This window comes from Gordonia sp. LUNF6, from assembly GCF_047041125.1.
Classification (GTDB): domain Bacteria; phylum Actinomycetota; class Actinomycetes; order Mycobacteriales; family Mycobacteriaceae; genus Gordonia; species Gordonia sihwensis.
The window spans coordinates 1,925,831-1,950,717 of sequence record NZ_CP178181.1; the positions used below are offsets into that span (position 1 = coordinate 1,925,831).

Below are 24,887 nucleotides of genomic sequence, written 5' to 3' on the forward strand. Positions count from 1 at the left end.
CACTGCGACACGTGCGCACAGCGCAGAACCCGGCGACCGTACGCGGTCGCCGGGTTCTCGTGTCAGATCCGGCGGATCAGCGGCGCGTCGTCGCGAGCACGAGCTGCGTCGCGCCGATCATGAGCAGAGCGCTGCCGAACATGTGGAGGATGACGAGCACCTCGGGAAGACCGGCCGCGTACTGCACGTAGCCGATGATCCCCTGTACCACGATCACGCCGCCGAAGATCAGTGCGGCGCGGCGCAGCGACGGCACCGCAGCCACCGCCAGGAGGATGAGCGCGGCCGTCAGTCCCACGAGTGTCCAGACGGCGTCCACGTGGAGCTGAGTGGCCTGCGTCGGCTCCAGACCGTTGCGGTGCGCCTTGATGTCGCCCGCGTGCGGTCCGGAACCGGTGACCACCGTGCCGAGATAGATGGTGACCCACGTCAGTGCGTACAGAGCCCAGGCGAGCAGGACTCCGAACCGTCGGAGAACCGCGGATTCGGCATCGGTCGCCCCCGGCTCGCCGGCGTCCGGTCCACGGGCGGCCGACCCGGTGTGCACCACCATCCAGGTGGCCAGCGAGATGATCACCATCGTCGCGAGGAAGTGGAAGGCCACGATCCACGGGTTCAGGTTGGTCAGCACCGTGATGCCGCCGATGATCGCCTGCAGCGGAACACCCATCGCGACCCCGGTGGCCAGCCGCCGCGACAGTCGGTCGACCGGGACGCGCCGCATCGCGGCCACCCAGGTGGCGATCGCGATGACCACGAGCACCCAGGTGAGCATCCGGTTGCCGAACTCGATCAGCCCGTGGATGCCCATCGCGGCGTGCGGTGTCACCGAGCCCGAGGTGCACTGGGGCCACGTGGGACAGCCGAGGCCCGAGTCGGTGACCCGCACCGCGCCGCCGGTCACCACCAGCAGCACGTTGGCGGCGAGGTTGGCGATCGCCCAGTAATAGAGGTATGTCGCGGTCGGCCTCTTGAAGCCGAACCAGGAGTCGATCATTGGAAGCGGAACCACCTAACTGCCAGCGCGCCGCCGATCGCGGCCCACACGATCAGGACACAGAAGCCGAAGACGTCGAACGACGAGTCGAGGGCCCGGGTGAGCGCCTCGGTGAGAGCACCGGAGGGGGAGAGGCGGGCGACAGTCCGCGCCGCGTCGGGCACATGCTGATCGAAGACGACGAGCCCGGCCAGACCGAGCAGGACGAACCAGATCAGGTTGCCGAGGGCGAGTACCACCTCCGCTTTGAGCGTGCCGCCGAGGAGCAGTCCCAGGCTGGCGAACGCGACCGTGCCGACCGCGATCGCCACCGCGCCGAGCAGCAGACCCGCGATGCTCGGCCGCCAGCCGAAGGCCATGCCGATGCCACCGATGATGATCGACTGCAGGACCACCACGATGAGTACCGCGAGTGACTTGCCGGCGATGATGCCCCACCGCGGTATCGGGGTGGCGCCCAGTCGCTTGAGCGCACCGTAGCGGCGGTCGAAGCCGACCGCGATCGCCTGCCCGGTGAAGGCGGTCGACATGATCGCGACCGCCAGGATCGCGGGCACGAAAGTGGCGGCGCGCGCGGCGGGCGTGTCGCCGGCCTCGGTGTCGAGGGGGAGCAGGCTCAGACCGATCAGCATGGTGATCGGGATGAACATCGTCAGCAGCAGCTGTTCGCCGTTGCGGAGCAGCAGAACCAGCTCCATGCGAGTCTGAGCCGCCAGCATCCGGGTGAGCGGAGCGGGCCGCGGACGCGGAGTGAACGTTCCGCTCGGAAAGCGATTGGTCGCGGGTACCTCGGTGCTCATGCGCGCACCTCCCGTCCGGTGAGGCTGAGGAAGACGTCCTGCAGGCTGTTGCTGGCCACGTTGAGCGAGTCGATCAGGATTCCGCGGTCGGCGCAGAACTGTGCGATCGCCGAGACCACGGCGGGCGTGATGTCGCCGGTCACCACATGCTCACCGGTCGGCGAGAGCGTGCAGCGGTAGCCGGCGGGGAGTGCATCCTGGAGCCCGTTCCGGAGTTCGGCCGCGTCGACCCCCGAGACGCTGAGCCGCAGCCGGCGCTCGGCATCGCGCCGGACGAGGTCGGACGGTGTGCCCGCGGCGACGGCGCGCCCGCGGTCGATGATGACGATCTGGTCGGCGAGTTCCTCGGCCTCATCGAGCAGATGCGTGGTCAGCAGAATCGACACCCCGTCGGCGCGGAGTCGGGAGATCAACTCCCACACCACGATTCGCGCGTGTGCGTCGAGGCCGGCGGTGGGCTCGTCGAGGAAGACCAGTTCCGGCCGGCCGACCAGCGCGCACGCCAGCGAGAGTCGCTGCTGCTGGCCGCCGGAGAGGCGGCGGAATCCCGTGTTCGCGACCTCCGTGAGGCCGAGGGCGTCCATCAACCACTCGGGATCGAGGGGATCGGCGCTGTACGCGGCGCAGAGGCGAAGCATCTCCTTGGCCTTCGCCCCCGGATACGCTCCGCCGCCCTGCAGCATCACGCCGATCCGGGTTCGCAGCGCGTCGTTGTCGGCGATGGGATCGAGGCCGAGCACTCGGACCTCGCCCGCGTCCGGCCGGGTGAATCCCTCGCAGATCTCGACGGTGGTGGTCTTACCGGCGCCGTTCGGGCCGAGCAGCGCGAGCAGTTCGCCGCGTGGCAGCCTCAGATCGAGCCCGTCGACGGCGGTCTTGTCCCCGAACTTCTTCACCAGACCCCGGACCAGGAGCGCCGCGTCGCCCGAAGCCGGTCGGTGATCCGGCCCGGTACCGGGCGAAAGAGCTTCATGCACGCCCAACAGCCTAGGCGAGCGACGCAGGTCACCGGGCTGCGGGGCGGTGCCGGCCGAACGGTGCGCATCGCGCCGACTGATCCGGCCGCACACGGTCCTTACTGGCGATTCCGGTCGTGACGCTGCCTGACCCACATGCGGATCGGGCTGTCGATGAAGAAGACCATCGCCGTGATTGCGACCATGATCACACCGGTGGCCAGGCCCTGGGCCACCACGAGGGGGCTGGTGTCCGAACTCGTCGGCATCACGACGATCGCGATGATTCCGGAGATGACGACGGTGCCGACGCGGAACCAGCGGGTGGTGGCCCATGCGGCCAGCGGGATCACGGCCCACAGCAGGTACCACGCCTGCACGAAGGGGAAGAAGATCACCACGCTCGCCATCGCGATTCCGAGGCCGCCGATCGGATGGATGCGGCCCGCGAGGCATGCCAGCAGCCAGCGGACCACGAGGACCGCCGCCACGAGTTGCCCGATGGGCCGGGCGATGTCCAGGATCGCTTGGGTCTGCTCGCCGAGGCCGAGCCACAGTCCGACGCGGCCGGCGACCACCGAGAGCAGGGTCGGCATCGACATCCACGACCGGACGATGCCGCCGGTGCTGAGAGTGTGGGTCCATCCGAAGCCCAGGCCGGTTCCGAGGCACGTCACCACGACCACCGCGCCGGCGACCACGCCCATCACTCCCGCGCTCGCCGCCAGGGCGGCGAGCGAACGCCGCGACCGTCGCCACCATTGACTCACCGGCGCGTGGCGCAGAGCCGGAAGCGTGGCACCCCAGCGCCGGGCCAGGGCCACGCCGACGAAGCCGAGGGCGAGCATCGACGTCACCTTGATCATCGCCGACGCCGCGATGACGGCGACACCGGCGAGCAGGACCCATCCCGCCCGTGACGGCAGCGGACGGTCGGGTCTGCGGAGACGCTGCGTGCCGTAGACGGCGCGGAACGACCATTCGAGGCCGACGAGCATCATGCCGATCATCAGGGACTCGTTGTGGATGCCGCCGACGAGGTGGAGGATGAGCAGCGGGTTGAGCGCGCCGAGCCACAGCGCTGCCACGGCCGAGACGCCGCACCGCCGTGCCAGCCGGGGCAGCGCCCAGACGATCATCAGGACGCCCGCGATCGCCACCAGCCGGTGCAGCAGCACGGCGACGGTGATGTTCTCGCCGGTGATGGCGGTGATCTGCTCGCCGATCCACAGGAACAGCGGCCCGTACGGTGCCGGCGTGTCCTTCCACAGGTTCGGCACCGACAGGGTGAGCGCGTGGTCGACGCCCAGACCGCGCATCGGACTGTAGGTGTACGGGTCCATGCCCTTGTACGCGATCGCGCTCTGTGCCAGATAGGAGTAGACGTCCTTGCTGAGCAGCGGCGGCGCGATGATCAGCGGCGCCACCCACATGAGCAGGGTGCGGTCGGTCTGGCCGCGCGTCATGCGGCGTGCCGGGCTGCGGCCCTCGGCGACCTCCACCCGGTAGCGCCCGACGGCGTATCTGCCGAGCATCACCCACGCGACGACTAGCATGATCGCGCCGCCGATGGAGATGGTCAGAGCGGTGGAGTACATCCGGGAGGGCAGCGACAGGACTCGGGTGCCGACGATCGGATTCTGCAGCACCGGAAGCATGCCGGTGCCGAGCGAACCGATCAGGATCAGAATCGATCCGGTGGTGCCGAACAGCCTGATCCGACGCATCCGCAGCGTCTCCAGGCGGTTGAGCGGGCCCACCTCGCGTTCGTCGTCGTGCATCCGCGCGACGGTGGTGCCGAAGTCGCCGATGCGGTCGGCGTCGTGCTCGACCGCCGGCTTGCCGAGGCCCACGTAATCGAGCGTCCGGCGCATGAGGGGGAGTTCTGGCACATCGAAGACTCTAACGGGTGGGGTCCGCCGCCCCGTCGGGCCGGAGATTTAGGCGACCCTTGCTAGCCCGGTGGAAGTATTTAGGTAACAATATTGTTGTGAAAAGCATGAGCGGTGACGAGCGGCAGCTGCGCGAGCAGCATGCGGAGGCGGGCGGCCACGACGGCCAGACCCGCGCCGCCGTCGTGTCGCTGCTGGTGGACGAGGGGCCGATGACCGCCGGCGACATCGCCGAGCGGTTGGGGATCTCGCCCGCGGGCGTCCGCCGTCATCTCGAGATCCTGTCGGCCGACGGGGACATCGAGGTGGCGCCGTCCGGCTTCTCCAGGGCTGGTCCCGGCAAGGGTACGCGGGGCCGCCCGGCCAAGTGGTTCCAGCTCACGCCGGCCGGCCGGGGCAAGCTCCGGCACGCCTACGACGATCTGGCCGGTGCAGTGCTGCGGAAGCTGCGCGACGTCGCCGGTCAGCAGGCGGTCGACGAGTTCGCTCATGAGCGGATCTCGGATCTCGTCTCCGGCGTCGAGCCGGCGCGCGAGTCCGGTTCGGTGATCGCGACGGTTCAGCAGATCGCCGACGCTCTCACCGCGGGCGGCTACTCGGCCGACACGCGCGAAGTCGGCGCGGGCGTCCAGATCTGCCAGCACCACTGCCCGGTCGCCCATGTGGCGTCCGAGTTCCCGGAGCTGTGTGAGGCCGAGACGGCCATGTTCACCGAGCTCCTCGGTACGCACGTGCAGCGGTTGGCGACCATCGCCAACGGCGACTGCGTGTGCACCACGCACGTTCCCGTGCATCTCACGACTCCGGAGGCCGCTCAGCCCGCAGCCTCCGACACCCCCGATGGAAAGGTTCTCCGATGACGGTCACCGATCCCGCCGCCACCCAGTTGACGCAGGAAGAGACCATTGCTTCCTTCGATCGCTACGGTTACGGCTGGTCCGACAGCGATGAGGCAGGTGCGTCCGCCAAGCGCGGTCTGTCCGAGGCCGTCGTCCGCGACATCTCGGACAAGAAGAACGAGCCCGAGTGGATGCTCGACCAACGGCTCAAGGCGCTCCGCATCTTCGACCGCAAGCCGATGCCCAGCTGGGGCGGCGACCTCGACGGCATCGACTTCGACAACATCAAGTACTTCGTGCGCTCGACCGAGAAGCAGGCCGAGTCGTGGGAGGACCTGCCCGAGGACATCAAGAACACTTACGACCGCCTCGGCATCCCGGAGGCCGAGAAGCAGCGTCTGGTCGCCGGCGTCGCCGCGCAGTACGAGTCGGAGGTCGTGTACCACCAGATCCGCGAGGACCTGGAGGAGAAGGGCGTGATCTTCCTCGACACGGACACCGGCCTGCGTGAGCACCCCGAGATCTTCCAGGAGTACTTCGGCAGCGTCATCCCCGCAGGCGACAACAAGTTCTCCGCGCTGAACACCGCGGTGTGGTCGGGCGGCTCGTTCATCTACGTTCCGCCGGGTGTCCACGTGGACATCCCGCTGCAGGCCTACTTCCGCATCAACACCGAGAACATGGGGCAGTTCGAGCGGACGTTGATCATCGTCGACGAGGACGCCTACGTCCATTACGTCGAGGGCTGCACGGCCCCGATCTACAAGTCCGACTCGCTTCATTCGGCCGTGGTCGAGATCGTCGTGAAGAAGGGCGGCCGCTGCCGCTACACGACCATCCAGAACTGGTCGAACAACGTCTACAACCTGGTCACCAAGCGTGCGAAGGCCGAAGAGGGCGCGACCATGGAGTGGATCGACGGCAACATCGGTTCCAAGGTCACCATGAAGTACCCGGCCGTGTGGCTGACCGGTGAGCACGCCAAGGGCGAGGTCCTGTCGGTGGCGTTCGCCGGCGAGGGCCAGCACCAGGACACCGGATCCAAGATGGTCCACCTGGCGCCCAACACCTCGAGCAACATCGTCAGCAAGTCCGTCGCTCGCGGCGGCGGACGGTCGTCGTACCGCGGCCTGATCAAGATCAACCCCGGCGCCCACGGCAGCCGGTCCACCGTGCAGTGTGACGCCCTGCTCGTCGATCAGATCAGCCGCAGCGACACCTACCCGTACGTCGACATCCGCGAGGACGACGTGACGATGGGACACGAGGCCACCGTCTCGAAGGTCAGCGACGATCAGCTCTTCTACCTGATGAGCCGCGGACTGACCGAGCAGGAGGCCATGGCGATGGTGGTCCGCGGATTCGTGGAGCCGATCGCCAAGGAACTCCCGATGGAATACGCACTCGAGCTCAACCGGCTCATCGAACTGCAGATGGAAGGATCGGTCGGCTGATGGCGGACGCTTCCCAGACCACCGCCTCGCCCGTGGTGGTCAACAAGGGTGAACTCTTCACCTCCTACGACGTCGACGCCTTCGAGGTGCCGTCGCAGCGCGAAGAGGCGTGGCGCTTCACGCCGTTCCGCCGGCTGCACGGTCTGCACGACGGCACGGCGCTCGCCACCGGCACCACCTCGGTGCAGGTCAGCGGCGACGCCGAGGGCGTCACCGCCGAGACCGTCGGCCGCGAGGATCCCCGTCTCGGTGAGGCCGGGGTGCCCTTCGACAGGGTCTCCGCCCAGGCTTACTCGTCCTTCGAGAAGGCCACCGTGCTCACGATCGGCCGCGAGGCGCAGATCGCCGATCCGGTGTTCGTCACCGTCGACGGTCCGGGAGCCGACGAGGTCGCCTACTCGCACATCCAGATCCGCGCCGAGGCCTTCTCGAAGGCGGTCGTGGTTCTCGATCAGCGCGGCAGCGGCGTGATCGGCGAGAACGTCGAGATCCTCGCCGCCGACAGCGCGCATCTGACCGTCGTGAACGTCCACGAGTGGGAGGACGACGCGACCCACGTCGCCACCCACCACCTGTCGCTGGGACGTGACGCGGTCGTCAAGCACTTCGCGGTCAGCCTCGGTGGACACACCGTGCGGCTCTCGCCGCACGTGCAGTACACCGCGCCCGGCGGCGACGTCGAGCTGTGGGGACTGTACTTCGCCGACGGCGGGCAGCACCTGGAGCAGCGTCTCCTGGTGGACCACTCGCAGCCCAACTGCCGCTCGCACGTCACCTACAAGGGCGCTCTCCAGGGCGACCCGTCGGGCGACAAGCGCAAGGAGGCCCACACCGTCTGGATCGGCGACGTGCTGATCCGGCCGGCCGCCGAGGGCACCGACACCTACGAACTCAACCGGAACCTGGTGCTCACCGACAACGCCCGTGCCGACTCGGTCCCCAACCTGGAGATCGAGACCGGTGAGATCGTCGGCGCCGGTCACGCCAGCGCCACCGGCCGGTTCGACGACGAGCAGTTGTTCTACCTCCAGGCGCGCGGCATCCCCGAAGATCAGGCGCGGCGCCTCGTGGTCCGGGGCTTCTTCGGCGAGGTCCTCGCCAAGATCGCCGTCCCGGAACTGCGCGAGCGGCTCGAATCCGCGATCGAGGCCGAACTCGAGTCGGCCGGCGCCTGACCATCCACACATACTTCGACAAGGAATCACCACAGATGACGACCCTGGAAATCCGCGACCTGCACGTCGACGTCGCGCAGTCCGACGCCGACGCCGAGCCGATCCACATCCTCAAGGGTGTGAACCTCACGGTGCGCTCGGGCGAGACCCACGCGATCATGGGCCCCAACGGGTCCGGCAAGTCGACCCTCTCGTACGCCATCGCCGGTCACCCCAAGTACGAGGTCACCTCGGGATCGATCACCCTGGACGGGGAGAACGTCCTGGAGATGAGCGTCGACGAGCGCGCCCGCGCCGGACTGTTCCTGGCGATGCAGTATCCGGTGGAGGTGCCCGGCGTCTCGATGTCGAACTTCCTGCGCAGCGCGGCAACCGCCGTGCGCGGCGAGGCCCCGAAGCTGCGGCACTGGGTCAAGGAGACCAAGCAGGCGATGGCCGAACTCGAGATCGACCCCGCGTTCGGCGAGCGCAGCGTCAACGAGGGCTTCTCCGGCGGTGAGAAGAAGCGTCACGAGATCCTGCAGCTCGGGCTGCTCAAGCCGAAGATCGCGATTCTCGACGAGACCGACTCGGGTCTGGACGTGGACGCGCTGCGCATCGTCTCCGAAGGCGTGAACGCCTACAAGGAACGCGAGAACGGCGGGATCCTGCTCATCACGCACTACACGCGGATTCTGCGGTACATCAAGCCCGATTACGTCCACGTCTTCGTCGACGGCCGCGTGGTGGAGTCCGCCGGACCCGAGTTGGCCGACGAGCTCGAAGAGAACGGCTACGTGCGGTTCACCGCGGCCGCCGCGAAGTGACGGCCGCCATCTCGATCAACGCGACGAAGGGGGAGTGACATGACCACCGCAGCCGCACTCGACGTCACGGCACTGCGGGCGGACTTCCCGATCCTGTCCCGCACCGTCCGCGACGACAGGCCGCTCGTGTACCTCGACTCCGGGGCCACGTCGCAGCGGCCGCTGCAGGTGCTCGACGCCGAGCGAGACTTCCTGCTGAACCACAACGCCGCGGTTCATCGCGGTGCGCACCAGCTGGCCGAAGAGGCGACCGACGCGTACGAGCACGCGCGCGCGGCGATCGCCGGCTTCGTCGGCGTCGCCGTCGACGAGGTGGTCTTCACCAAGAACGCCACCGAGGCGCTCAACCTGGTGGCGTACACCCTGGGCGATGACCGTTCGGCGCCGGTCTTCGGCGGCAGGGCCCTCGGCCCCGGTGACACGATCGTGGTGACCGAACTGGAGCATCACGCGAATCTGGTGCCGTGGCAGGAGCTGTGCCGCCGCACCGGAGCCACCCTGCGCTGGTACGGAGTGACGGCCGAGGGCCGCATCGACATGGACTCGCTGGTACTCGACGAGTCGGTGAAGGTGGTCGCGTTCACTCATCAGTCGAATGTCACCGGCGCCGTCGCCGACGTCGCCGAACTGGTGCGCCGCGCTCACGAGGTGGATGCGCTGGCGGTGCTCGACGCCTGCCAGTCGGTGCCTCACATGCCCGTCGACTTCGCGGCTCTCGGGGTCGACTTCGCGGCCTTCTCCGGGCACAAGATGCTGGGTCCGTCGGGTGTCGGCGTGCTGTACGGCCGCGCTTCGCTGCTGGCTCAGCTGCCGCCCTTCCTCACCGGCGGTTCGATGATCGAGACGGTCACCATGGAGGTGTCCACGTATGCCGCGCCGCCGCAGCGTTTCGAGGCGGGCGTCCCGATGACCTCTCAGGTCGTCGGTCTGGGCGCGGCCGTGGAATACCTCGAGAAGATCGGCATGGACAACGTCGCCGCGCACGAGCACGAGCTCACCGCGCACGCGCTGGAGCGGCTGACGGCGATCGACGGTCTGCGCATCGTCGGTCCCACCACCGCCGAGCGGCGAGGCGGCGCGGTCTCGTTCGACGTCGAGGGCATCCACGCCCACGACCTCGGCCAGATCCTCGACGACGAGGGGGTCGCGATCCGCGTCGGACACCACTGCGCCTGGCCTCTGCACCGGGCCTTCGGCGTTCAGGGCAGTGCGCGCGCATCGTTCGCCGTGTACAACACGCTCAACGAGGTGGACGCGCTCGCCGACGCGATCGGCGTCGCCCAGCGGTTCTTCGGGGGTCGCTGATGCGGATGGAGCAGATGTACCAGGAGGTGATCCTGGACCACTACAAGCATCCGCACGGCCGTGGTCTGCGGGATCCGTACGACGCCGAGGTGCACCACGTGAACCCGACGTGCGGTGACGAGGTGACGCTGCGGGTGTCGGTGGTCGACGACGCGGTCGCCGACATCTCATACGACGGCCAGGGCTGCTCGATCTCCCAGGCCTCGACCTCGGTGCTCTACGACCAGGTGGTCGGGCTGCCCGTCGACGAGGCGCTCGCCACCGTCGATTCGTTCAACGCCATGATGACCTCGCGCGGGACCGATCCCGGCGATGAGGAGGTCATCGGCGACGGCATCGCGCTCGCCGGTGTCAGCAAGTATCCGGCGCGCGTCAAGTGTGCTCTGCTCGGGTGGATGGCGTTCAAGGACGCGCTCTCGCAGAGCCTCGCCACCGAAGTCCCCGATCCCGCCTAGGAGCGACCAATGACCGAGACCAACACCGAAACCACTGCGCCGGCCGAGCCGGTCGCCACCTCGCTCCCGTCGATCGACGACGTCGAGGAGGCGATGCGCGACGTCGTCGACCCGGAGCTGGGCATCAACGTCGTCGACCTCGGGCTCGTGTACGACGTCGCCATCGACCAGGACGCGGCGGTGAAGCTCGATATGACCCTCACCTCGCCGGCGTGCCCGCTCACCGACGTCATCGAGGACCAGACGCGCAATGTGCTGGTGACCTCCGGTCTGTGCACCGAGGTCGACATCAACTGGGTGTGGATCCCGGCGTGGGGGCCCGACAAGATCACCGACGACGGACGCGAGCAGCTGAGGGCGCTCGGCTTCACCGTCTGACCGGAGGCCGCTCGAGCGCCGTGACCGCGGCGCTCCCGAACGGCGACGATCACCGGCACGCGCTCCGCGTGCTGGTGGGTCTGGTCGTTCCCACTGTCGCACTTCTCGTCGCCGGGCGTCCGGAGCTGTTGGTCTACGCCGTCTTCGGTGCCTTCGCAGGCATGTACGGCCGGGGAGAGGGCGGTCGGCGCCGGATCACGCATCAGCTGCAGGCGGCCGGTCTCCTGACGGCGGGCAGCGCGATCGGCGTCGGTCTCTCCGCAGTCTCCGCGCCCGTCTGGGCACTCGTGGTGGCCGAGACGGCGTTCGCGGTCGTGGGCTCGCTGCTCGCCGACGCGGTGCGGCTGCGTCCGGCGGGCCCGTTCTTCTTCATCTTCGCGCTGGGCGCCACCGCGACTGTCCCGGCGGGGCTGGTGGCTCCCGGGGCGGCCGTGGCGATCTGCGCAGGCACGGCACTGCTCGCCGTGGCGATCGGAGCGGTCGGTACCCCGGCGCCGTTGCGGGGCAGGCACGGGTGGTTCGCTTGAGTCCGCTCGGTGGTGCGCAGTCCGCCTGCCGGGGTGCGCCTGCACGCGGTCCGGTACGGCGTGGCCGTGGGGACGGCCGGGTCCATCGGATTGGCGATGGGCTTCGAGCACGCGAATTGGGCGATGGCCGCCGCGGCCGTTCCGCTCGCTGTGATCGACACCGGCCGCCCGGGCGATGCGGAGGTACGCCGAGTCCTCACCCGCGCCGCGCATCGGACAGTCGGCACGATGGCCGGACTCCTGCTGGCGGCGGCGCTCCTGGCACTGGATCTGGGTGCCGGTGCGGTGGCGGTGATCGCGGTCCTTCTGCTCTGGCCGACAGAGTTGTTCATGACGCGCCACTATGCGGTCGCCATCGGGTTCTTCACGCCGCTCATCATGCTGATGACCGAGCTCACCGCTCCGTCGCCGCCGCTGCGGATGCTCACCTTCCGCGCCGTGGACACGTTGATCGGCGTGGCCGTCGGCGTTCTCGTCGCCCTGGTGATCCGCCTGCCCGATCGACGAAGCAGACTGCCCGCCTTCGACGTCCCCCTCGATCCCGTCGGGCTCGATCGGCCGGAAGGAGACGGTCACTCGGGAAGGTGAGCGCGTTCGCCGTCCCGGTCGAAGATCGTCAGAATCTCGGCGGTGGTCCCGTGGGCGACGAAGGCATGCGGCGTCATCGTCGAGAACTCGGCCGCCTCGCCGGCCTGGACGTAGATGATCCGCTCACCGAGAGCCAGCCGCACGCTGCCGGAGAGCACGGTGAACCACTCATGACCGGGATGCACGCGAGGTGTGGGCCACTCCGCCGGCGGTTGGAGCCGCATCTTGGCGACGACGACGCCGGCATCGGCGCGATCGCGCGAGAGGAGCCACGTGATCGCGTCTCCGGCGGAGTGGGCTTCCGGCCGGATGACCACGTCTTCATCGGAGACGGGTTCGACGAGCTGGTCGAGAGACACCCCGAGCGCACGGGCGATCGGCACCAGTTGGTCGAGGGCTACGCGGCGCCCGCCGGTCTCGATCCGGGAGAGCGTCGACGCGCTCATGTCGCATCGGCGGGCGAGTGAGTCGAGGGTCCATCCGCGGGCGAGCCGAAGACTCCGAATCCGGCTCCGCACCAGGGCGTCCAGGTCGGGATCGGAACGGCGATCGAGTTCTTGCGTCATGCGCAAGAGTGTATGCGTTATCTGCAATACCGCGCATACGGTCGATCCATGACGAATTCACGGGAGGCCGGCCCGAACCGGCAGTACGACGTGCTCATCGCGGGCGGGGGACCGGCGGGACTCGGCGCCGCGGTGACCCTGGGCCGCTCACTGCGGACCGTCCTCGTGGTGGACGCGGGTGAACAGCGCAATCGGCCCGCCGAGGCTGCGCACAACGTGCTGGGCCGCGAGGGTACGGCACCCACCGATCTGCTGGCGGCCGGTCGAGCCGAGGCGGCCGGGTACGGCGCCGAGATATTCGAGGGAACCGTGCTCAGTGCCGAGCGCATCTCCGGCGGGTTCACGCTGAGCCTCTCGTCCGGGGAGACGGTCGGTGCGTGCCGGGTGCTCCTGGCGACCGGAGCGGTGGACGAACTGCCCGCGATCGAGGGACTGGCCGCTGGTTGGGGGCGGACAGTGCTGCACTGTCCGTACTGCCACGGTTGGGAGGTTCGCGGACGGCGTATCGGCGTGGTCGCGACGAGCCCGATGGCTGAACACCAGGCGCTGCTGTTCCGGCAACTCAGCGAGCATGTGACGGTCTTCGATCACGAGTCCGTCCTCGGTGCGCAAGCGCGTGAACGCTTGACGGCGATGGACGTCCCGGTCGTCGACGGCCGCGTCGACCGGGTGCTGACCGACGGCGACCGAGTCCGGTCCGTCCGTGTCGCGGGTGCGGCGTACGAGGTGGACGCCGTCGCGGTGGCGACCCGCGTACACGCGCGGGGAGAGCTGTTCCAGACCCTGGGCGGCCGCGTGTCGGACCACCCGTTCGGAACGTACATCGAGACCGATGCGACGGGCCGGACGGCAGTCGACGGAGTGTGGGCGGCGGGCAACGCGCGCGACCCGATGGCGATGGTGGGCGCGGCCGCCGCGTCCGGGGTGGCGGCGGGTGCGGCGATCAACGCCGACCTCGTGGACGAGGCGGTCCGGCGGGCCGTCGGCGCGGAACCCCGCGTGGAGAAGTGCCGCGTGCAGGAATAGCACGGCGGCGGATCCGGTTAGATACAGACATGGCAACAATTGATCTGACCGGTGACGACTTCGAGCAGACGATCGTCGACAACGACATCGTCCTCGTGGACTTCTGGGCGAGCTGGTGCGGCCCGTGCCGGCAGTTCGCACCCACGTACAAAGCGGCCTCCGAAAAGCACGACGACATCGTCTTCGGCAAGGTCGACACCGAGGCCGAGCAGCAGTTGGCGGCGGCCGCGAGCATCCGCTCCATCCCGACCATCATGGCGTTCAAGCAGGGTCGGTTGGTCTTCAACGAGGCCGGTGCGCTGCCTCCCCAGGCGCTCGACAGCCTGATCGACCAGGTGAAGGCACTCGACGTCGAGCAGGCCCTCAAGGAGAGCGGCCAGGAGTGACCGGTCGGGACTGACACGGGTGCCACGCCCGGCGAGTGACGGTGTCATTCGCCGGGCGTAGTGCTGTTCGTGGGTCCGGGCCGGGCCCTTTAGGATCTGCCTATGCAGTGGAAACGAGCGGCCGCGGCCGCCGGAGCAGTCGTCAGCCTCTCGGCGGTCACCGCGTGCACCGTGGACGGCACCGCGACGCGCGGACCGATCCAGCTCGATACGGGGAAGTACGCGACCAGTCTGCAGCCTGCTGCGGGGACCGCTGATACGGAGTCGGAGATGAACCGGCTGCGGGCCATGCGGCTGGGCGAAGACATCGCGTTCCGTGACGAGGTCGATCCGGTGCTGACCAAGTTCAGCATGCCGACCTACCCGATCTCCGGCGCGAGCGGACTGCGGGGCGTCTTCTCCGATGCGGCCGACCTGCCGGTCTCGCAGAAGCTGCGTTACGGCTTCACCATGGCCGGCGGGGCGCCGGACGACAGCGACGGTAAGAACCTGCATCAGGGGCTCAATCATGCCGTGCTGGTGTATCCCGATGCGGAGACGGCCGGCGAGGCCGTGTCGGCGATGTCCGGCCAGATGCTCAAGAAGACCTACGGTTCACCGATGCGGCGCACCGACGTCCCGGGGATGCCCGCCGAGACGGTGGCGCTCACGGGGAAGTCGAGCGGCGGCGGTCAGATCACCGTGGCGTTCACCCCGGTGGCAGAGAAGGTGGTCTACACCTGGGCCGACGCCGACGACGGCGGATGGACTCTCGCCGCGGTGCGGTCTGCCTTCACGAAGCAGAAAGCCCTGCTCGATGCGATGAAACCGATCAGCGACGACAAGCGGATCGACCCGAACGGCCTGTTGCGCGCCGTGCTGCCGACGGAGTCGAACGGCGGTTCCGCCTTCTCCGGCTCGGTCGCCGGACCGCGGGCCATCTCGCAGCTGGCGAGCAAGTCGACCGCCACCTTCGCCGACTTGCAGAAGACCGGCGTCACCGAGGCCGCGGTCGGGGGCTCCCTGGTCTTCCGCGCCGGCGGCGACGACCAGGCCGCAGAACTGCTCAAAACCCTCTCCGACGACTCCGACGATCCGACCGCCAAGAAGGCCGACAGCCCGCAGGATCTGCCGTCGGCGGTGTGTCAGACCAGCAAGTCCTCGTTCGGCGACGATCAAGCGACCTGCTTCGTCGCCTACGGCAGCTACGCGGCCCAGGCGGACGGCTCCGATCTGCATGAGGCGCAGCAGAAGATCTCGGCGCAGTACCTGCTGCTGAAACAGCTCTAGCCCTCCTCAGCCGACCCCGACGCTCAGACGACCATGAGGCGGACCACTTCGACGGCGGCGCGGGCCGAGGCGACGGCGACGCGGGCCTTCAGCCGCGGCGGGGACCGCCGGAACACCGCCGCCATCGCGCGCAGCACGCCGGGGGCGTCGGCGTGCGACGACACATAGGCGCGCTGCAGCGGAACCGGGACGCCGAAGAAGGCGTCGAAGAAGCCGACGAGTTCGGCCGGTCTGAGCCGGATGAGGACCAGCAGTCCCAGCAGTCGGAGCGTGAACGCGATACGAGCGGCGCGAGGCCACAACGCGGCGCGTGGATCCCGACGGCCGGCGACAGCCTCGACGACCAGATCAGCGGCGCGCAGAGACTGCGCGACGCTGTATCCGGTCGCCGGATTCATCAGACCGCCGACCGCGCCGATCGCCAGGGCGCCGTCGCCACGCCACGGTCGTGCGTTCGGGTACATCGGAAAATCGACGATCTCGTCCATCCCGCCGTGCTGAACCTCCTCGTCGCCGGTCGGCGCGGACAGACGCAGGCGCAGGCGCGCTCGACGGGCCAGTTCGGCGATGCCCAGGGGCGGGCGGGCGGCCAGGCAGGTCTCCTCGACGAGGCGTCCGCGAGCGGTGTCGATCCGGTAGCTGAACGAGGCCGGGCCCGATGAGGTGAGGTTCGATGAGACGGCGTTCGGCCCGGTATCGGCGGGCCGCCAGTCCATCAGCACGGTGGTGTCGGGGTCGTCGCCGCCGTCCGTCGCCCCGACCCGGCCCGCGAGGATTCCGACGGCGGTCTGGCGCGGCGTGTCGGCTCGGCGGTGCCCGGCGGTGCCGCGGGCGTCGACCACATGTCGGCCGGCGAGTACGGAGCCGTCGGCGAGCGTGACCGACGTCGCGGTGAGAGCGGTCGCCGACGAGGCCACGACCGTCACCTCCGACAGCGACAGGGACTGCTGGAACCGCTCCGAGTGGAGCACCAGGTACCCGCGGTCCACCACCCGCCGCTGCGGGGTGAAGACGCAGAACTCGGCGCTGCGGGCGGCCACCGTCCCGGGGTCGAGCCAGGCCGGTGCGTCGTCGGCGTACATGCCGAAGGTCTGCCGCCACACCCGGTGCGGCGCCGGGTCGACGAGCGTCGCGCGCAGCCCCGCCGCGGCGGCGCGGTACGCGAGCGAGCGCCCCGCGGGCCCGGCGCCCACGACGATGACGTCGGCGCTGGGCCCCTCGACGGGCGCGGTCACATCCCGCCGGTGGCCAGCTTGCCGCCGTCGACGCGGATCGTCTCACCGGTGATCCACGACGCCGCGTCGCTCACCAGGAAGGCCACCGTGGCCGCGATGTCCTCGGGAGTGCCCACCCGGTTCATCGGGTAGGTCTGCCCCACGACGTCCTCACCGGCCGCGAGAAGGACGTCGGCGAACTTGGTCTTCACCACGCCGGGGGCGACGGCGTTCACCCGGATCGACGGACCGAGCTGCCACGCGAGCTCCTCGGTGAGGTGGATCAGCGCGGCCTTGGACGCGCCGTAGGCCGCGATCAACCCGGTCGGCCGCAGGCCCGCGATCGACGCGATGTTGACGACGGCACCGCCCGAGTCCTTCATTCCCGCTCGGTACGCCTCCTGGACATAGCCGAGAGCCGCGACGACGTTGGTGTCGAAGGTCTTGCGCACCGCCCCGAGATCGGCGTCCATGAGCGGACCCGCGGTCGGATTGATCCCCGTGTTGTTGACGAGGATGTCGATACCGCCGTTCGCCACGGCCGCCGCGACCGCGTCCGCGCGGTGCTCGGGATCGCCGGTGTTGCCCGCGACCGCGGTGACCACCGAACCGGGGACCGCGTCGCGCAGCGCTGCCGCAGCCTCGTCGAGGGGCTCGGGTTTGCGGCCGGTGACGACCACCGCGGCACCTCGGCGCGCGAGTTCGAGGGCGATGGCGTACCCGATGCCTCGGCTGCCGCCGGTGACGAGCGCGGAACGGCCGGTGAGATCGGTGGAGGCTGTATCAGTCATGGCTCAACGGTAGTCCGGGCGCGGGTCCGAGTCCGCGGCCGTCCATGCGCCGAGAACCGATTCGGGGACCGGGCCCGTCATCGGTAGACTGGATCGACGTGATCACCGCGACCGACCTGGAAGTACGAGCGGGCGCGAGGACTCTTCTTTCGGCGCCCGGAGACCACCTGCGCATTCAGCCGGGCGACCGCATCGGGCTGGTCGGCCGGAACGGCGCGGGCAAGACCACCTCGCTGCGCATCCTCGCCGGCGAGACGCAGCCGTACGCCGGAACCGTCCGCACCTCCGGCCCGGTCGGTTACCTGCCGCAGGATCCCAAGGAGGGCGACCTCGACGTCCTCGCGAAGGACCGCGTGCTGTCCGCGCGCGGACTGGACGAGATCCTCGCCTCGATGGGCAAGCAGCAGGCGCTGATGGAGGAGGCCGCGGACGACAGGGTCCGCGACCGTGCGATCGCCAAGTACGCCCGTCTCGAGGAGAGGTTCTCGGCGCTCGGCGGTTACGAGGCCGAAAGCGACGCCGCCCGCATCTGCAACAGCCTCGGTCTGCCCGACCGTGTGCTCGGGCAACCGCTGCGTACCCTCTCCGGCGGTCAGCGTCGCCGGATCGAGTTGGCGCGCATCCTGTTCGCGGCGTCGGACGGCTCGGGCAAGTCGGATACCACGCTGCTCCTCGACGAGCCGACCAACCACCTCGACGCCGACTCGATCGCCTGGCTGCGGACGTTCCTGCAGAACCACGAGGGCGGCCTCGTCGTCATCAGCCACGACGTCGACCTGCTGGCCGACGTGGTGAACCGTGTGTGGTTCCTCGATGCGGTCCGCGGTGAGGCCGACGTCTACAACATGGGCTGGAAGCGGTACCTGGACGCCCGCGCGACCGACGAGCAGCGCCGCAAGCGCGAGCGGGCCAACGCCGAGAAGAAGGCCGGGGCGCTGCGCGTGCAGGCGGCCAAGCTGGGGGCGAAGGCGACCAAGGCCACCGCGGCGCAGCAGATGCTCAAACGTGCCGAGCGCATGATGGACGAGCTCGACGAGGTGCGGGTGGCCGACAAGACCGCGCACATCCGGTTCCCGGAGCCGGCGGCGTGCGGCAAGACGCCGCTGATGGCGTCGAATCTGACCAAGGTGTACGGCTCGCTGGAGATCTTCACCGGCGTCGACCTCGCGATCGACAAGGGGAGCCGGGTGGTGATCCTCGGCCTCAACGGCGCGGGCAAGACCACGCTGCTCAAGTTGCTCGCCGGTGTGGAGAAACCCGACCTCGGTGAACTGGAGCCGGGTCGCGGCCTCAAGATCGGGTACTTCGCACAGGAGCACGACACCCTCGACGACGACGCGACGGTCTGGGAGAACATCCGGCACGCGGCGCCCGACGCCGGTGAACAGGATCTGCGGGGGCTGCTCGGAGCGTTCATGTTCACCGGTCCGCAGCTGGACCAGCCGGCCGGGACGCTCTCGGGCGGTGAGAAGACCCGTCTGGCGCTCGCCGGGCTGGTGTCCTCGGCCGCCAACGTCCTGCTGCTCGACGAGCCGACGAACAACCTCGATCCGGTCTCCCGAGAGCAGGTGCTGGAGGCACTGCGCAGTTACACCGGGGCCGTGGTTCTGGTGACACACGACCCCGGTGCCGCGGAGGCTCTGGAGCCTCAGCGGGTGATCCTCCTGCCCGACGGCACCGAGGACCACTGGTCCGACGAATACCAGGAGCTCATCGAGCTCGCCTGAGCGGACGCGCCCCCGGTGCGCCGGGTTCAGTCGATGCGGCCCGAGGGGACCGACCGCAGGGGCACCCGGTCGGCGGGGTTCCGCGGTGCCACATAGTCGACGGGGATGTCGTACACGGTGAGGTCGGTCTCCTCGCCCTTCTTGATCCACACCCGGTGCGGTGTCAGGTCGAGCTGGTATCCCGCGGGGGCCGCGTCCTCGAGGAGGTCGTAGCAGCCGGGATCCAGACCGCGGAACGCTGTTCCCTGATCGCCGGAGGTGAGTGCCGCGACATAGTTACCGCTGCACGTGACGACCCGGAACTTCGCTCCCTGCAACGGTTCCCCGGTGACGCGGTCGCGCTTGGTGACCCCGAGGACACCGTTGGTCGGTTCCTGCTGGTCCTTGGCGACGCGGATCCGGCGCTCCAGATTGCGACCGGCGACGATCACGCCGTCGAAGTCGTCGGCGGGCTCGAGCAGATGGTAGCCGGCCGGTGGCGCCACGACGGTGAACCGGTAGTAGCCCTCGGACAGAGTCACCTGCGCGGGTGTGGTGACGGTGCCGGGATGGTGCGGCGGGGCGTCGAACCGGATGACGGCGCCCGGGACCATCAGTCCGGCCTGCACGTCGTCGGCCCAGACCACCAGCACCCCGGTCTTCTTCTCGGGCCGGGTGGTCGGGGGCGCGGTGCTCGTCTCACTGGGCGGCGTCCCGGTGTCGGACGAGGGCGGCGTCGTACTCTCGGTCGGGCTGCCGGTGGGGGTCGCGGTCTCCGTGGGGCTCGACGTCACCTCGGTCGGAGCGGCCGTCTCGGCAGTGGTCTGCGCCGTGGTGGGCGCGGACTCCGTGGCGGGAACGTCCGCCCAGGCGGCGGCCGGGGTGAGAGCCGCGCACATCACGGCGGCGGCGAGGATCGCGGGTACTCCGCGGCGGTTGATCTTCATGGTGGTCTCCTGACGAGTGTGTGAATGGTCGGTAGCGGTCCGCGTCACGCGGGTGCGGCGAAGACGACGACGTTGTCGCGGTAACCGAGGGGCGGGCCGATGAACGGGCCGCCGCAGGTGATGAGTGCGAGAGTCTCCGGGCCGGTCCGTCGATTGAGTTCGTCCACCGGCAGTCCGTCGCGGCCGGTGGACTCCTTGTCGGCGAGCACCGACCGGGTGACGTGGTAGACGTGCCGGTGTCCGTCCGCGGTGGTGACGTCGACGGCGTCACCGGTTTTGAGGCCGGAGAACCGTGCGGCGAAGCCCTTTCCCTGCTTCACGTCGTCGACGTGCCCGGTCATCACCACGGTCCCGGAGCCGGACCCGGGCAGCGACGAGTCGACCCACCAGCCGAGGCGGTGGACGTCCTGGGGAGGCAGGAGAACCCCTGCCGTGTCGGTGGCCACCGCGTCGGTCGGCACCGTCGCACCGTCGACGGTGACCCGGATCGGCGACGACGGTTCGTCCGAGCGGGCGGACACCGGAGCGGGCAGATTGGCCTGAGCACTGCCGGATGTGGGCGCCTGCCGGTCGGAGGTCGCCGAGCATCCGGACGAGAGGGCGAGCGCGGCGGCGACCGCGACTGCGGCCGCCGCCCGATGGATCTTCATGTGGGCTCCTCGCTGTGCGCGTGGCCGCACCTGCTGTGCGGCCGCTGTGCGTGCCCCGACACTGGTGAGATCGGGTCCGCGCACGCGGCGTTAACGAGGATCAGACGTCAGTCGTTCAGCTGAATGACTCCAGTACCCGCTTCCGGAGTTCGCCCTTGACCAGCTTGCCGGTCGGGGTCCGCGGCAGGTCGTCCACGAAGCGGATCTCCTTGGGGACCTTGAACGACGCGAGTTCGGCCTTCGCGAAGTCGACGAGTTCGGCGGCGAGGCGATCGGAGGCCTCGGCGCCGTCGACCAGTTGGACGAAGCCCACCGGTCGCTCTCCGAGATCGTCGTCGGGCAGGCCGATCACGCCGACGTCGTATACCGCCGGGTGGTTGATGAGGACGTTCTCCGACTCCTGCGGGTAGATGTTGACGCCGCCGGAGATGATCGTGAAGGCCTGGCGGTCGGTGAGGTAGAGGAAGCCCTCGTCGTCCACGTAACCGAGGTCGCCGGTGGTCGCCCAGTTCGCATGCCCCGGGTGCTGCGCCTGCGCCGTCTTCGACGGATCGTTGTGATAGACGAAGGGCATCTCGTCGCGCTCGAAATAGACGGTCCCGACCTCTCCGGCGGGCAGCGGTTCACCGTCGGGACCACAGATGTGCACCACTCCGAGGACGGCTCTGCCGACCGAGCCGGGGTGGGTCGACGAGTCCGCCGATCCGATCAGCGTGACGCCCGCGGCTTCGGTGGCCGCGTAGTACTCGTTGATCACCGGTCCCCACCAGTCGATCATTCTGCGCTTCACCTCCGCCGGACACGGAGCGGCGGCGTGAATGGCGACCTTCATGCTCGAGACGTCGTACCGGTCGCGGACCCCGTCCGGCAGCTTCAGCATCCGGACGAACATGGTGGGCACCCACTGACTGTGCGTCACGGAGTATTCGTCGATGTACCGCAGGGCCGTCTCCGGCTCGAAGTGGTCCATCACGATCACCGTCCCGCCCAGAGCGTTCGTCATCGCGCAGTACCGAAGGGGAGCGGCGTGGTACAGCGGCGCAGGCGACAGGTAGACGGTGTCGGGGCCGAATCCGTACACCGGGCCGAACACCTGCGATATGAGGTCGGGGGCCTCGTCGACCTGGACGCCGGGCAGCGACGGCTTGATTCCCTTGGGCCGCCCGGTGGTTCCCGAGGAGTAAAGCATGTCGGCGCCGCGGGGCTGGTCGGTCAGCGGGGCGTCCGACGCAGCGGCCAGCACCTCCGGGTAGTCGAGGAAACCGTCGACCGGCCCGCCCCAGGCCACCCGCCGGGAATCGTCGGACAGGGCCTCGATGCGGTGGGCCTCGGAGACGGCGCCCGCCACCGCGGCCGAGGCGAAGACCGCGCGCGCATCGCAGTCGTCGAGGATGTAGTTCACCTCCGCCGGGGTGAGGTGGTGGTTCACGGCGGTGACGTACATGCCGGAGCGGACCGCGGCCCAGTACACGTCGAAGACGCGCAGATCGTTGTCGGAGACGATCGCTATGGTGTCGCCCCGACCGATTCCCAGGTCGTGCAGGTGATTGGCGATTCTGGTGGAGTTGTCCGTGAGCTCTCGATAGGTGACGCGCTCACCCGTCGACGGGCGGATCAGCGCAGGCTTGTCCGGTGTGGTCGCGGCGAAGGTTCCTGGGTACACGGGCACTCCTGAAGTGAGGGACGTCTCACCGACGACCGTACCGAGTAATCGCTCGCTCAGGAGTGCTTTGCCGTCACGCCGCTTCCACGCGGTAGGAGACCGCCTGCAGCAGGATCGCGCCCACATCCTTGGGGTCGCGTGCGATGAACGAGCTGCCGCCGGTGGCCTCGGCGATCTGCTTGAGCGCACCGGCGTCGGCGTCCTCCGAGATGCCGACCGCGATGATCGGGATGCGCCGCGCGGGGTTCTTCATGATGTTCAGCTCCGACACCAGATGCCCCAGCGTGATGCTGTCGCGATCCTCGTTGCGGCCGTCGGTCATGATGATCACGCTGTTGGAGTACGCGGGGTCGTATGAGTCGTACACGGTCTTGAACGCCGCGAGCGCGGTGTCGTAGAGACCGGTGCCGCCGCCGACGTGCCCCAGCGTGTCGCGGATGGAGTCGGCGAGGCGGTCGCGGTTGGTACGGCCTCCCTCGATCTCGGAGATCGGCGCGATCGGCATCACCTCCCGATAGTCCTGGCCGGGGCCGCCGCGGTCGATGCTGAACTCCCAGTAGCCCAGCGCGGTGTTCTTGGGGAACCGGCCCAGTCCGAACAGCGAGGCCTCCCGGAGGAAGGCCGCGCGCGAACGGCCTCCGGCGTCGAGCGCCATCGAGCCGGACACGTCCTGCACCACGAGCGCCCGGATCGGCTGGGTGAGTGCGGTCCACTTCCGCAGGATGTTGTCGACGAGTTCCCTGGCCGGCTGCTTGATCACGGTGACGTCCTGGACGCCGGTTCCGTCGGCCGGCGGCTCGCCGTCCGGAGAGCGGATGCCCATCTCCTCCCGGATCCGGCGACCACTGTCGGTCTGCAGGGTGGCCACCAGCGCGTCGATCGCGTCGCCGGCCAGCGCTTGATCGTCGGGTTGCGCGACATTGGCGGCCCGATAGTCCAGGGCCACCGTGCCGGACCGCGGCACGGCCACCTCGAGATCGGACGCGGGATGGGCGCGCTTGAACTCGGTGTAGGCGCGTTCGGTGGTGAGGGTGGCCGTCGGCGCGGGAGCGGCGGCGGTCTGCGCGAGATCGGGGGAGGCGTCGTTGTCGTTCATCATCAGGGCCCGCTTGGTCAGGAACTCCACCAGCTCCCGGTGCGTCAGCGAGCCCGACGACACCTCGGAGAGCGCTCCGATCACCGCGGCGTTGCTGACGTCGCTGCGGGCCGGCGGAGCCACTCGCAGTCCGGGCGAGGTGAGCACGTCGGTCCACGCGGGCATCGCCGGGAGTTCACGGCCGGCCACCACCACCGGGGAGACGCCGAGCGACGGTCCGACGTCGGCCCACGTCCGGCCGAGTGCGGCGCGCACCTGCCGGACGCGCGCCTGCGACTCAGCGATCCAGATCTGCGGTGCGTTCCGGTCGGTGAGGCGTTCGGAGGTGTGGCTCGGCGGCACGGCCTGCACGGTGAAGTCGAAACAGCTGTCCGCCTCGGTCTGCTTCGACAGGGCGGTGACGTAGTCGGCGACGTCCTGGTCGGCGATGACCGACACCGGTCGCACCTGAGAACAGCCGCCGTGCCCGCCCCGCCAGACCGCGTACACTCCGCCCGCCAGCAGCGCGGCCAGCACCAGGGAGAGCCCGACCCGCGCGCGGGTGCCGGGGCGCCGTCGCCGGCGGCTCCCGGCGGACTCCCGCGGTGGATCGGAAGCGGGACGCGCGGCGTTTCGGTGTTGGCCCATGTCGGGTCGACCCCTCCTTGTGAATTCCTCGAGAGTGCGAGAGAAGGCTAGCCCATGCGTGAGATGGGACACGTCGGGGGTGCCGAGTACCGCCGATTACGCCCGTCGGCGCGACGGGCACGGACGTCATGAGCACCACGGCCGCGCACAGCAACGGGCCCGGACCTTCGGCGGTCGAAGGTCCGGGCCCGTTGCGCCGGTCACTCGCCCGCGGGTACGCGGACCGAGGCCTCGACGAGGTCGAGGACGGCATGCAGATCGTCGGTCGACTGACCCGAGGCCAACCGTGTGACCAGGCCGTCGAGGATGACGTCCAGGTAGGTGACGAGCACCTCCGGGGGGACGTCCTTGCGGAGACTGCCCGCACGGCGCTTGCGCTCCAGGCGGGCGAGGGTGGCGGCCTCGCGGTCGGCGCTCTGCGCCTCCCAGGCCTCACGGAAGCCGGGATCGGTGCGGATCTTCCGCACGATCTCCAGCCGCGTGCTCAGCCAGTCGAAGTCCTTCGGCCGCGCGAGGATGTCGCGCATCACCTGGACCAGACCCTCGTGCGAGGCGACCTCGGCCATCCGCTCCGCGTCTTCGCGTGCCAGCGCCAAGAACAGGGCTTCCTTGTCCTTGAAGTGGTGGAAGATCGCACCGCGGGAGAGGCCGGTCGCCTCTTCGAGACGTTTGACCGTCGCTCCGTCGTAACCGTATTCGGCGAAACAATGCCGCGCGCCGTCGAGGATCTCTCGACGACGCGCGGCAAGACGGTCATCGCTGACCCGTGGCATG

At 69.3% G+C, this 24,887-nt stretch carries 25 protein-coding genes; 13 read left to right on the forward strand and 12 right to left on the reverse strand.

Features of this window, described 5'->3' with window-relative positions; translation table 11 throughout:
- Window positions 1-76: 76 nt before the first annotated feature.
- The 4 genes from ACK8HH_RS09005 to mptB form a co-directional block, all read right to left on the reverse strand.
- Entirely contained in the window at window positions 77-997 is a 921-nt protein-coding gene (locus tag ACK8HH_RS09005) for a COX15/CtaA family protein (protein WP_006894857.1), read from the reverse strand.
- The gene (locus ACK8HH_RS09010; RefSeq protein ID WP_006894858.1) at window positions 994-1,797 is read right to left on the reverse strand and encodes an ABC transporter permease; all 804 of its coding nucleotides are present in this window, start codon (window positions 1,795-1,797) and stop codon (window positions 994-996) included. Before ACK8HH_RS09010 ends, ACK8HH_RS09005 begins: the two co-directional genes overlap by 4 nt.
- Window positions 1,794-2,774: an ABC transporter ATP-binding protein gene (locus ACK8HH_RS09015; protein ID WP_346076260.1), complete on the reverse strand. Its 981-nt coding sequence runs from the start codon at window positions 2,772-2,774 to the stop codon at window positions 1,794-1,796. The genes ACK8HH_RS09010 and ACK8HH_RS09015 overlap by 4 nt, the downstream gene beginning before the upstream one ends.
- A 98-nt stretch (window positions 2,775-2,872) precedes the next feature.
- Window positions 2,873-4,627 carry a polyprenol phosphomannose-dependent alpha 1,6 mannosyltransferase MptB gene (gene mptB, locus ACK8HH_RS09020; protein ID WP_039866775.1) on the reverse strand — a complete coding sequence of 585 codons (1,755 nt, stop codon included), beginning with the start codon at window positions 4,625-4,627 and terminating at the stop codon, window positions 2,873-2,875.
- 125 nt (window positions 4,628-4,752) lie between these two features.
- On the opposite strand from mptB, the gene ACK8HH_RS09025 reads away from it, so the two are divergent.
- Genes ACK8HH_RS09025 through ACK8HH_RS09065 form a run of 9 tightly spaced genes read left to right on the forward strand, consistent with a single transcriptional unit; the run spans window position 4,753 to window position 12,172 of the window.
- Window positions 4,753-5,505 (forward strand): helix-turn-helix transcriptional regulator, encoded by a 753-nt coding sequence (locus ACK8HH_RS09025; protein WP_006894861.1) that lies wholly within the window; start codon window positions 4,753-4,755, stop codon window positions 5,503-5,505.
- Entirely contained in the window at window positions 5,502-6,938 is a 1,437-nt protein-coding gene (gene sufB, locus ACK8HH_RS09030; RefSeq protein WP_006894862.1) for a Fe-S cluster assembly protein SufB, read from the forward strand. Before ACK8HH_RS09025 ends, sufB begins: the two co-directional genes overlap by 4 nt.
- On the forward strand, window positions 6,938-8,113 hold the full coding sequence (sufD, locus tag ACK8HH_RS09035) for a Fe-S cluster assembly protein SufD (RefSeq protein ID WP_045539145.1): 1,176 nt from the start codon (window positions 6,938-6,940) through the stop codon (window positions 8,111-8,113). The genes sufB and sufD overlap by 1 nt, the downstream gene beginning before the upstream one ends.
- A 35-nt stretch (window positions 8,114-8,148) precedes the next feature.
- Window positions 8,149-8,919 carry a Fe-S cluster assembly ATPase SufC gene (gene sufC / locus ACK8HH_RS09040; RefSeq protein ID WP_006894864.1) on the forward strand — a complete coding sequence of 257 codons (771 nt, stop codon included), beginning with the start codon at window positions 8,149-8,151 and terminating at the stop codon, window positions 8,917-8,919.
- Between the two features lie 39 nt (window positions 8,920-8,958).
- Window positions 8,959-10,224 (forward strand): cysteine desulfurase, encoded by a 1,266-nt coding sequence (locus tag ACK8HH_RS09045; protein ID WP_346076256.1) that lies wholly within the window; start codon window positions 8,959-8,961, stop codon window positions 10,222-10,224.
- Window positions 10,224-10,679, forward strand: a complete 456-nt coding sequence (gene sufU, locus ACK8HH_RS09050) for a Fe-S cluster assembly sulfur transfer protein SufU (protein WP_006894866.1) — start codon at window positions 10,224-10,226, stop codon at window positions 10,677-10,679. The genes ACK8HH_RS09045 and sufU overlap by 1 nt, the downstream gene beginning before the upstream one ends.
- Before the next feature lie 9 nt (window positions 10,680-10,688).
- Complete coding sequence (locus ACK8HH_RS09055) at window positions 10,689-11,057, forward strand: metal-sulfur cluster assembly factor (protein WP_006894867.1); 369 nt, start codon at window positions 10,689-10,691, stop codon at window positions 11,055-11,057.
- A gap of 20 nt (window positions 11,058-11,077) precedes the next feature.
- The gene (locus tag ACK8HH_RS09060) at window positions 11,078-11,584 is read left to right on the forward strand and encodes a hypothetical protein (RefSeq protein WP_412475694.1); all 507 of its coding nucleotides are present in this window, start codon (window positions 11,078-11,080) and stop codon (window positions 11,582-11,584) included.
- Window positions 11,585-11,593: 9 nt separating this feature from the next.
- Window positions 11,594-12,172 (forward strand): FUSC family protein, encoded by a 579-nt coding sequence (locus ACK8HH_RS09065; RefSeq protein ID WP_412475695.1) that lies wholly within the window; start codon window positions 11,594-11,596, stop codon window positions 12,170-12,172.
- Here ACK8HH_RS09065 and ACK8HH_RS09070 read toward each other — a convergent pair.
- Entirely contained in the window at window positions 12,157-12,738 is a 582-nt protein-coding gene (locus ACK8HH_RS09070) for a helix-turn-helix domain-containing protein (RefSeq protein WP_006894869.1), read from the reverse strand. The two genes, ACK8HH_RS09065 and ACK8HH_RS09070, sit on opposite strands and share 16 nt — an antisense overlap.
- A gap of 48 nt (window positions 12,739-12,786) precedes the next feature.
- On the opposite strand from ACK8HH_RS09070, the gene ACK8HH_RS09075 reads away from it, so the two are divergent.
- The 3 genes from ACK8HH_RS09075 (at window position 12,787) to ACK8HH_RS09085 (ending at window position 15,419) form a co-directional block, all read left to right on the forward strand.
- On the forward strand, window positions 12,787-13,764 hold the full coding sequence (locus tag ACK8HH_RS09075) for an NAD(P)/FAD-dependent oxidoreductase (protein ID WP_062367499.1): 978 nt from the start codon (window positions 12,787-12,789) through the stop codon (window positions 13,762-13,764).
- A gap of 29 nt (window positions 13,765-13,793) precedes the next feature.
- Window positions 13,794-14,150 carry a thioredoxin gene (gene trxA, locus ACK8HH_RS09080; RefSeq protein ID WP_062367498.1) on the forward strand — a complete coding sequence of 119 codons (357 nt, stop codon included), beginning with the start codon at window positions 13,794-13,796 and terminating at the stop codon, window positions 14,148-14,150.
- A 102-nt stretch (window positions 14,151-14,252) separates the two neighbouring features.
- Complete coding sequence (locus ACK8HH_RS09085; RefSeq protein WP_006894872.1) at window positions 14,253-15,419, forward strand: PTS sugar transporter subunit IIA; 1,167 nt, start codon at window positions 14,253-14,255, stop codon at window positions 15,417-15,419.
- Between the two features lie 23 nt (window positions 15,420-15,442).
- Here ACK8HH_RS09085 and ACK8HH_RS09090 read toward each other — a convergent pair whose 3' ends face one another.
- Together ACK8HH_RS09090 and ACK8HH_RS09095 are read right to left on the reverse strand one after the other, a co-directional pair.
- Window positions 15,443-16,654: a lycopene cyclase family protein gene (locus tag ACK8HH_RS09090; protein ID WP_412475696.1), complete on the reverse strand. Its 1,212-nt coding sequence runs from the start codon at window positions 16,652-16,654 to the stop codon at window positions 15,443-15,445.
- Window positions 16,651-17,424 (reverse strand): SDR family oxidoreductase, encoded by a 774-nt coding sequence (locus ACK8HH_RS09095; RefSeq protein ID WP_062367495.1) that lies wholly within the window; start codon window positions 17,422-17,424, stop codon window positions 16,651-16,653. Before ACK8HH_RS09095 ends, ACK8HH_RS09090 begins: the two co-directional genes overlap by 4 nt.
- A gap of 98 nt (window positions 17,425-17,522) precedes the next feature.
- Between ACK8HH_RS09095 and ACK8HH_RS09100 the strand changes: the two genes are divergently transcribed.
- Complete coding sequence (locus ACK8HH_RS09100) at window positions 17,523-19,151, forward strand: ABC-F family ATP-binding cassette domain-containing protein (protein WP_045540187.1); 1,629 nt, start codon at window positions 17,523-17,525, stop codon at window positions 19,149-19,151.
- A gap of 26 nt (window positions 19,152-19,177) precedes the next feature.
- On the opposite strand, the gene ACK8HH_RS09105 is transcribed toward ACK8HH_RS09100, so the two are convergent.
- From ACK8HH_RS09105 to ACK8HH_RS09125, 5 genes are all read right to left on the reverse strand, one after another.
- The gene (locus tag ACK8HH_RS09105; protein ID WP_062367494.1) at window positions 19,178-20,077 is read right to left on the reverse strand and encodes a collagen binding domain-containing protein; all 900 of its coding nucleotides are present in this window, start codon (window positions 20,075-20,077) and stop codon (window positions 19,178-19,180) included.
- Window positions 20,078-20,121: 44 nt separating this feature from the next.
- On the reverse strand, window positions 20,122-20,727 hold the full coding sequence (locus tag ACK8HH_RS09110) for a class F sortase (RefSeq protein ID WP_006894877.1): 606 nt from the start codon (window positions 20,725-20,727) through the stop codon (window positions 20,122-20,124).
- Between the two features lie 115 nt (window positions 20,728-20,842).
- Window positions 20,843-22,390: an acyl-CoA synthetase gene (locus ACK8HH_RS09115; protein ID WP_006894878.1), complete on the reverse strand. Its 1,548-nt coding sequence runs from the start codon at window positions 22,388-22,390 to the stop codon at window positions 20,843-20,845.
- A gap of 73 nt (window positions 22,391-22,463) precedes the next feature.
- Complete coding sequence (locus ACK8HH_RS09120) at window positions 22,464-24,113, reverse strand: substrate-binding domain-containing protein (RefSeq protein WP_006894879.1); 1,650 nt, start codon at window positions 24,111-24,113, stop codon at window positions 22,464-22,466.
- Window positions 24,114-24,313: 200 nt separating this feature from the next.
- Window positions 24,314-24,886 carry a TetR/AcrR family transcriptional regulator gene (locus ACK8HH_RS09125; protein WP_006894880.1) on the reverse strand — a complete coding sequence of 191 codons (573 nt, stop codon included), beginning with the start codon at window positions 24,884-24,886 and terminating at the stop codon, window positions 24,314-24,316.
- Window position 24,887: the final 1 nt, after the last annotated feature.

Coding starts and splice junctions, on each gene's coding strand:
- ACK8HH_RS09005 (WP_006894857.1), bottom strand. CDS start 997: ATGATCGACTCCTGGTTCGGCTTCAAGAGGCCGACCGCGACATACCTC.
- ACK8HH_RS09010 (WP_006894858.1), bottom strand. CDS start 1,797: ATGAGCACCGAGGTACCCGCGACCAATCGCTTTCCGAGCGGAACGTTC.
- mptB (WP_039866775.1), bottom strand. CDS start 4,627: ATGCGCCGGACGCTCGATTACGTGGGCCTCGGCAAGCCGGCGGTCGAG.
- ACK8HH_RS09025 (WP_006894861.1), top strand. CDS start 4,753: ATGAGCGGTGACGAGCGGCAGCTGCGCGAGCAGCATGCGGAGGCGGGC.
- sufB (WP_006894862.1), top strand. CDS start 5,502: ATGACGGTCACCGATCCCGCCGCCACCCAGTTGACGCAGGAAGAGACC.
- sufD (WP_045539145.1), top strand. CDS start 6,938: ATGGCGGACGCTTCCCAGACCACCGCCTCGCCCGTGGTGGTCAACAAG.
- sufC (WP_006894864.1), top strand. CDS start 8,149: ATGACGACCCTGGAAATCCGCGACCTGCACGTCGACGTCGCGCAGTCC.
- ACK8HH_RS09045 (WP_346076256.1), top strand. CDS start 8,959: ATGACCACCGCAGCCGCACTCGACGTCACGGCACTGCGGGCGGACTTC.
- sufU (WP_006894866.1), top strand. CDS start 10,224: ATGCGGATGGAGCAGATGTACCAGGAGGTGATCCTGGACCACTACAAG.
- ACK8HH_RS09055 (WP_006894867.1), top strand. CDS start 10,689: ATGACCGAGACCAACACCGAAACCACTGCGCCGGCCGAGCCGGTCGCC.
- ACK8HH_RS09070 (WP_006894869.1), bottom strand. CDS start 12,738: ATGACGCAAGAACTCGATCGCCGTTCCGATCCCGACCTGGACGCCCTG.
- ACK8HH_RS09075 (WP_062367499.1), top strand. CDS start 12,787: ATGACGAATTCACGGGAGGCCGGCCCGAACCGGCAGTACGACGTGCTC.
- trxA (WP_062367498.1), top strand. CDS start 13,794: ATGGCAACAATTGATCTGACCGGTGACGACTTCGAGCAGACGATCGTC.
- ACK8HH_RS09085 (WP_006894872.1), top strand. CDS start 14,253: ATGCAGTGGAAACGAGCGGCCGCGGCCGCCGGAGCAGTCGTCAGCCTC.
- ACK8HH_RS09095 (WP_062367495.1), bottom strand. CDS start 17,424: ATGACTGATACAGCCTCCACCGATCTCACCGGCCGTTCCGCGCTCGTC.
- ACK8HH_RS09105 (WP_062367494.1), bottom strand. CDS start 20,077: ATGAAGATCAACCGCCGCGGAGTACCCGCGATCCTCGCCGCCGCCGTG.
- ACK8HH_RS09110 (WP_006894877.1), bottom strand. CDS start 20,727: ATGAAGATCCATCGGGCGGCGGCCGCAGTCGCGGTCGCCGCCGCGCTC.
- ACK8HH_RS09120 (WP_006894879.1), bottom strand. CDS start 24,113: ATGGGCCAACACCGAAACGCCGCGCGTCCCGCTTCCGATCCACCGCGG.
- ACK8HH_RS09125 (WP_006894880.1), bottom strand. CDS start 24,886: ATGCCACGGGTCAGCGATGACCGTCTTGCCGCGCGTCGTCGAGAGATC.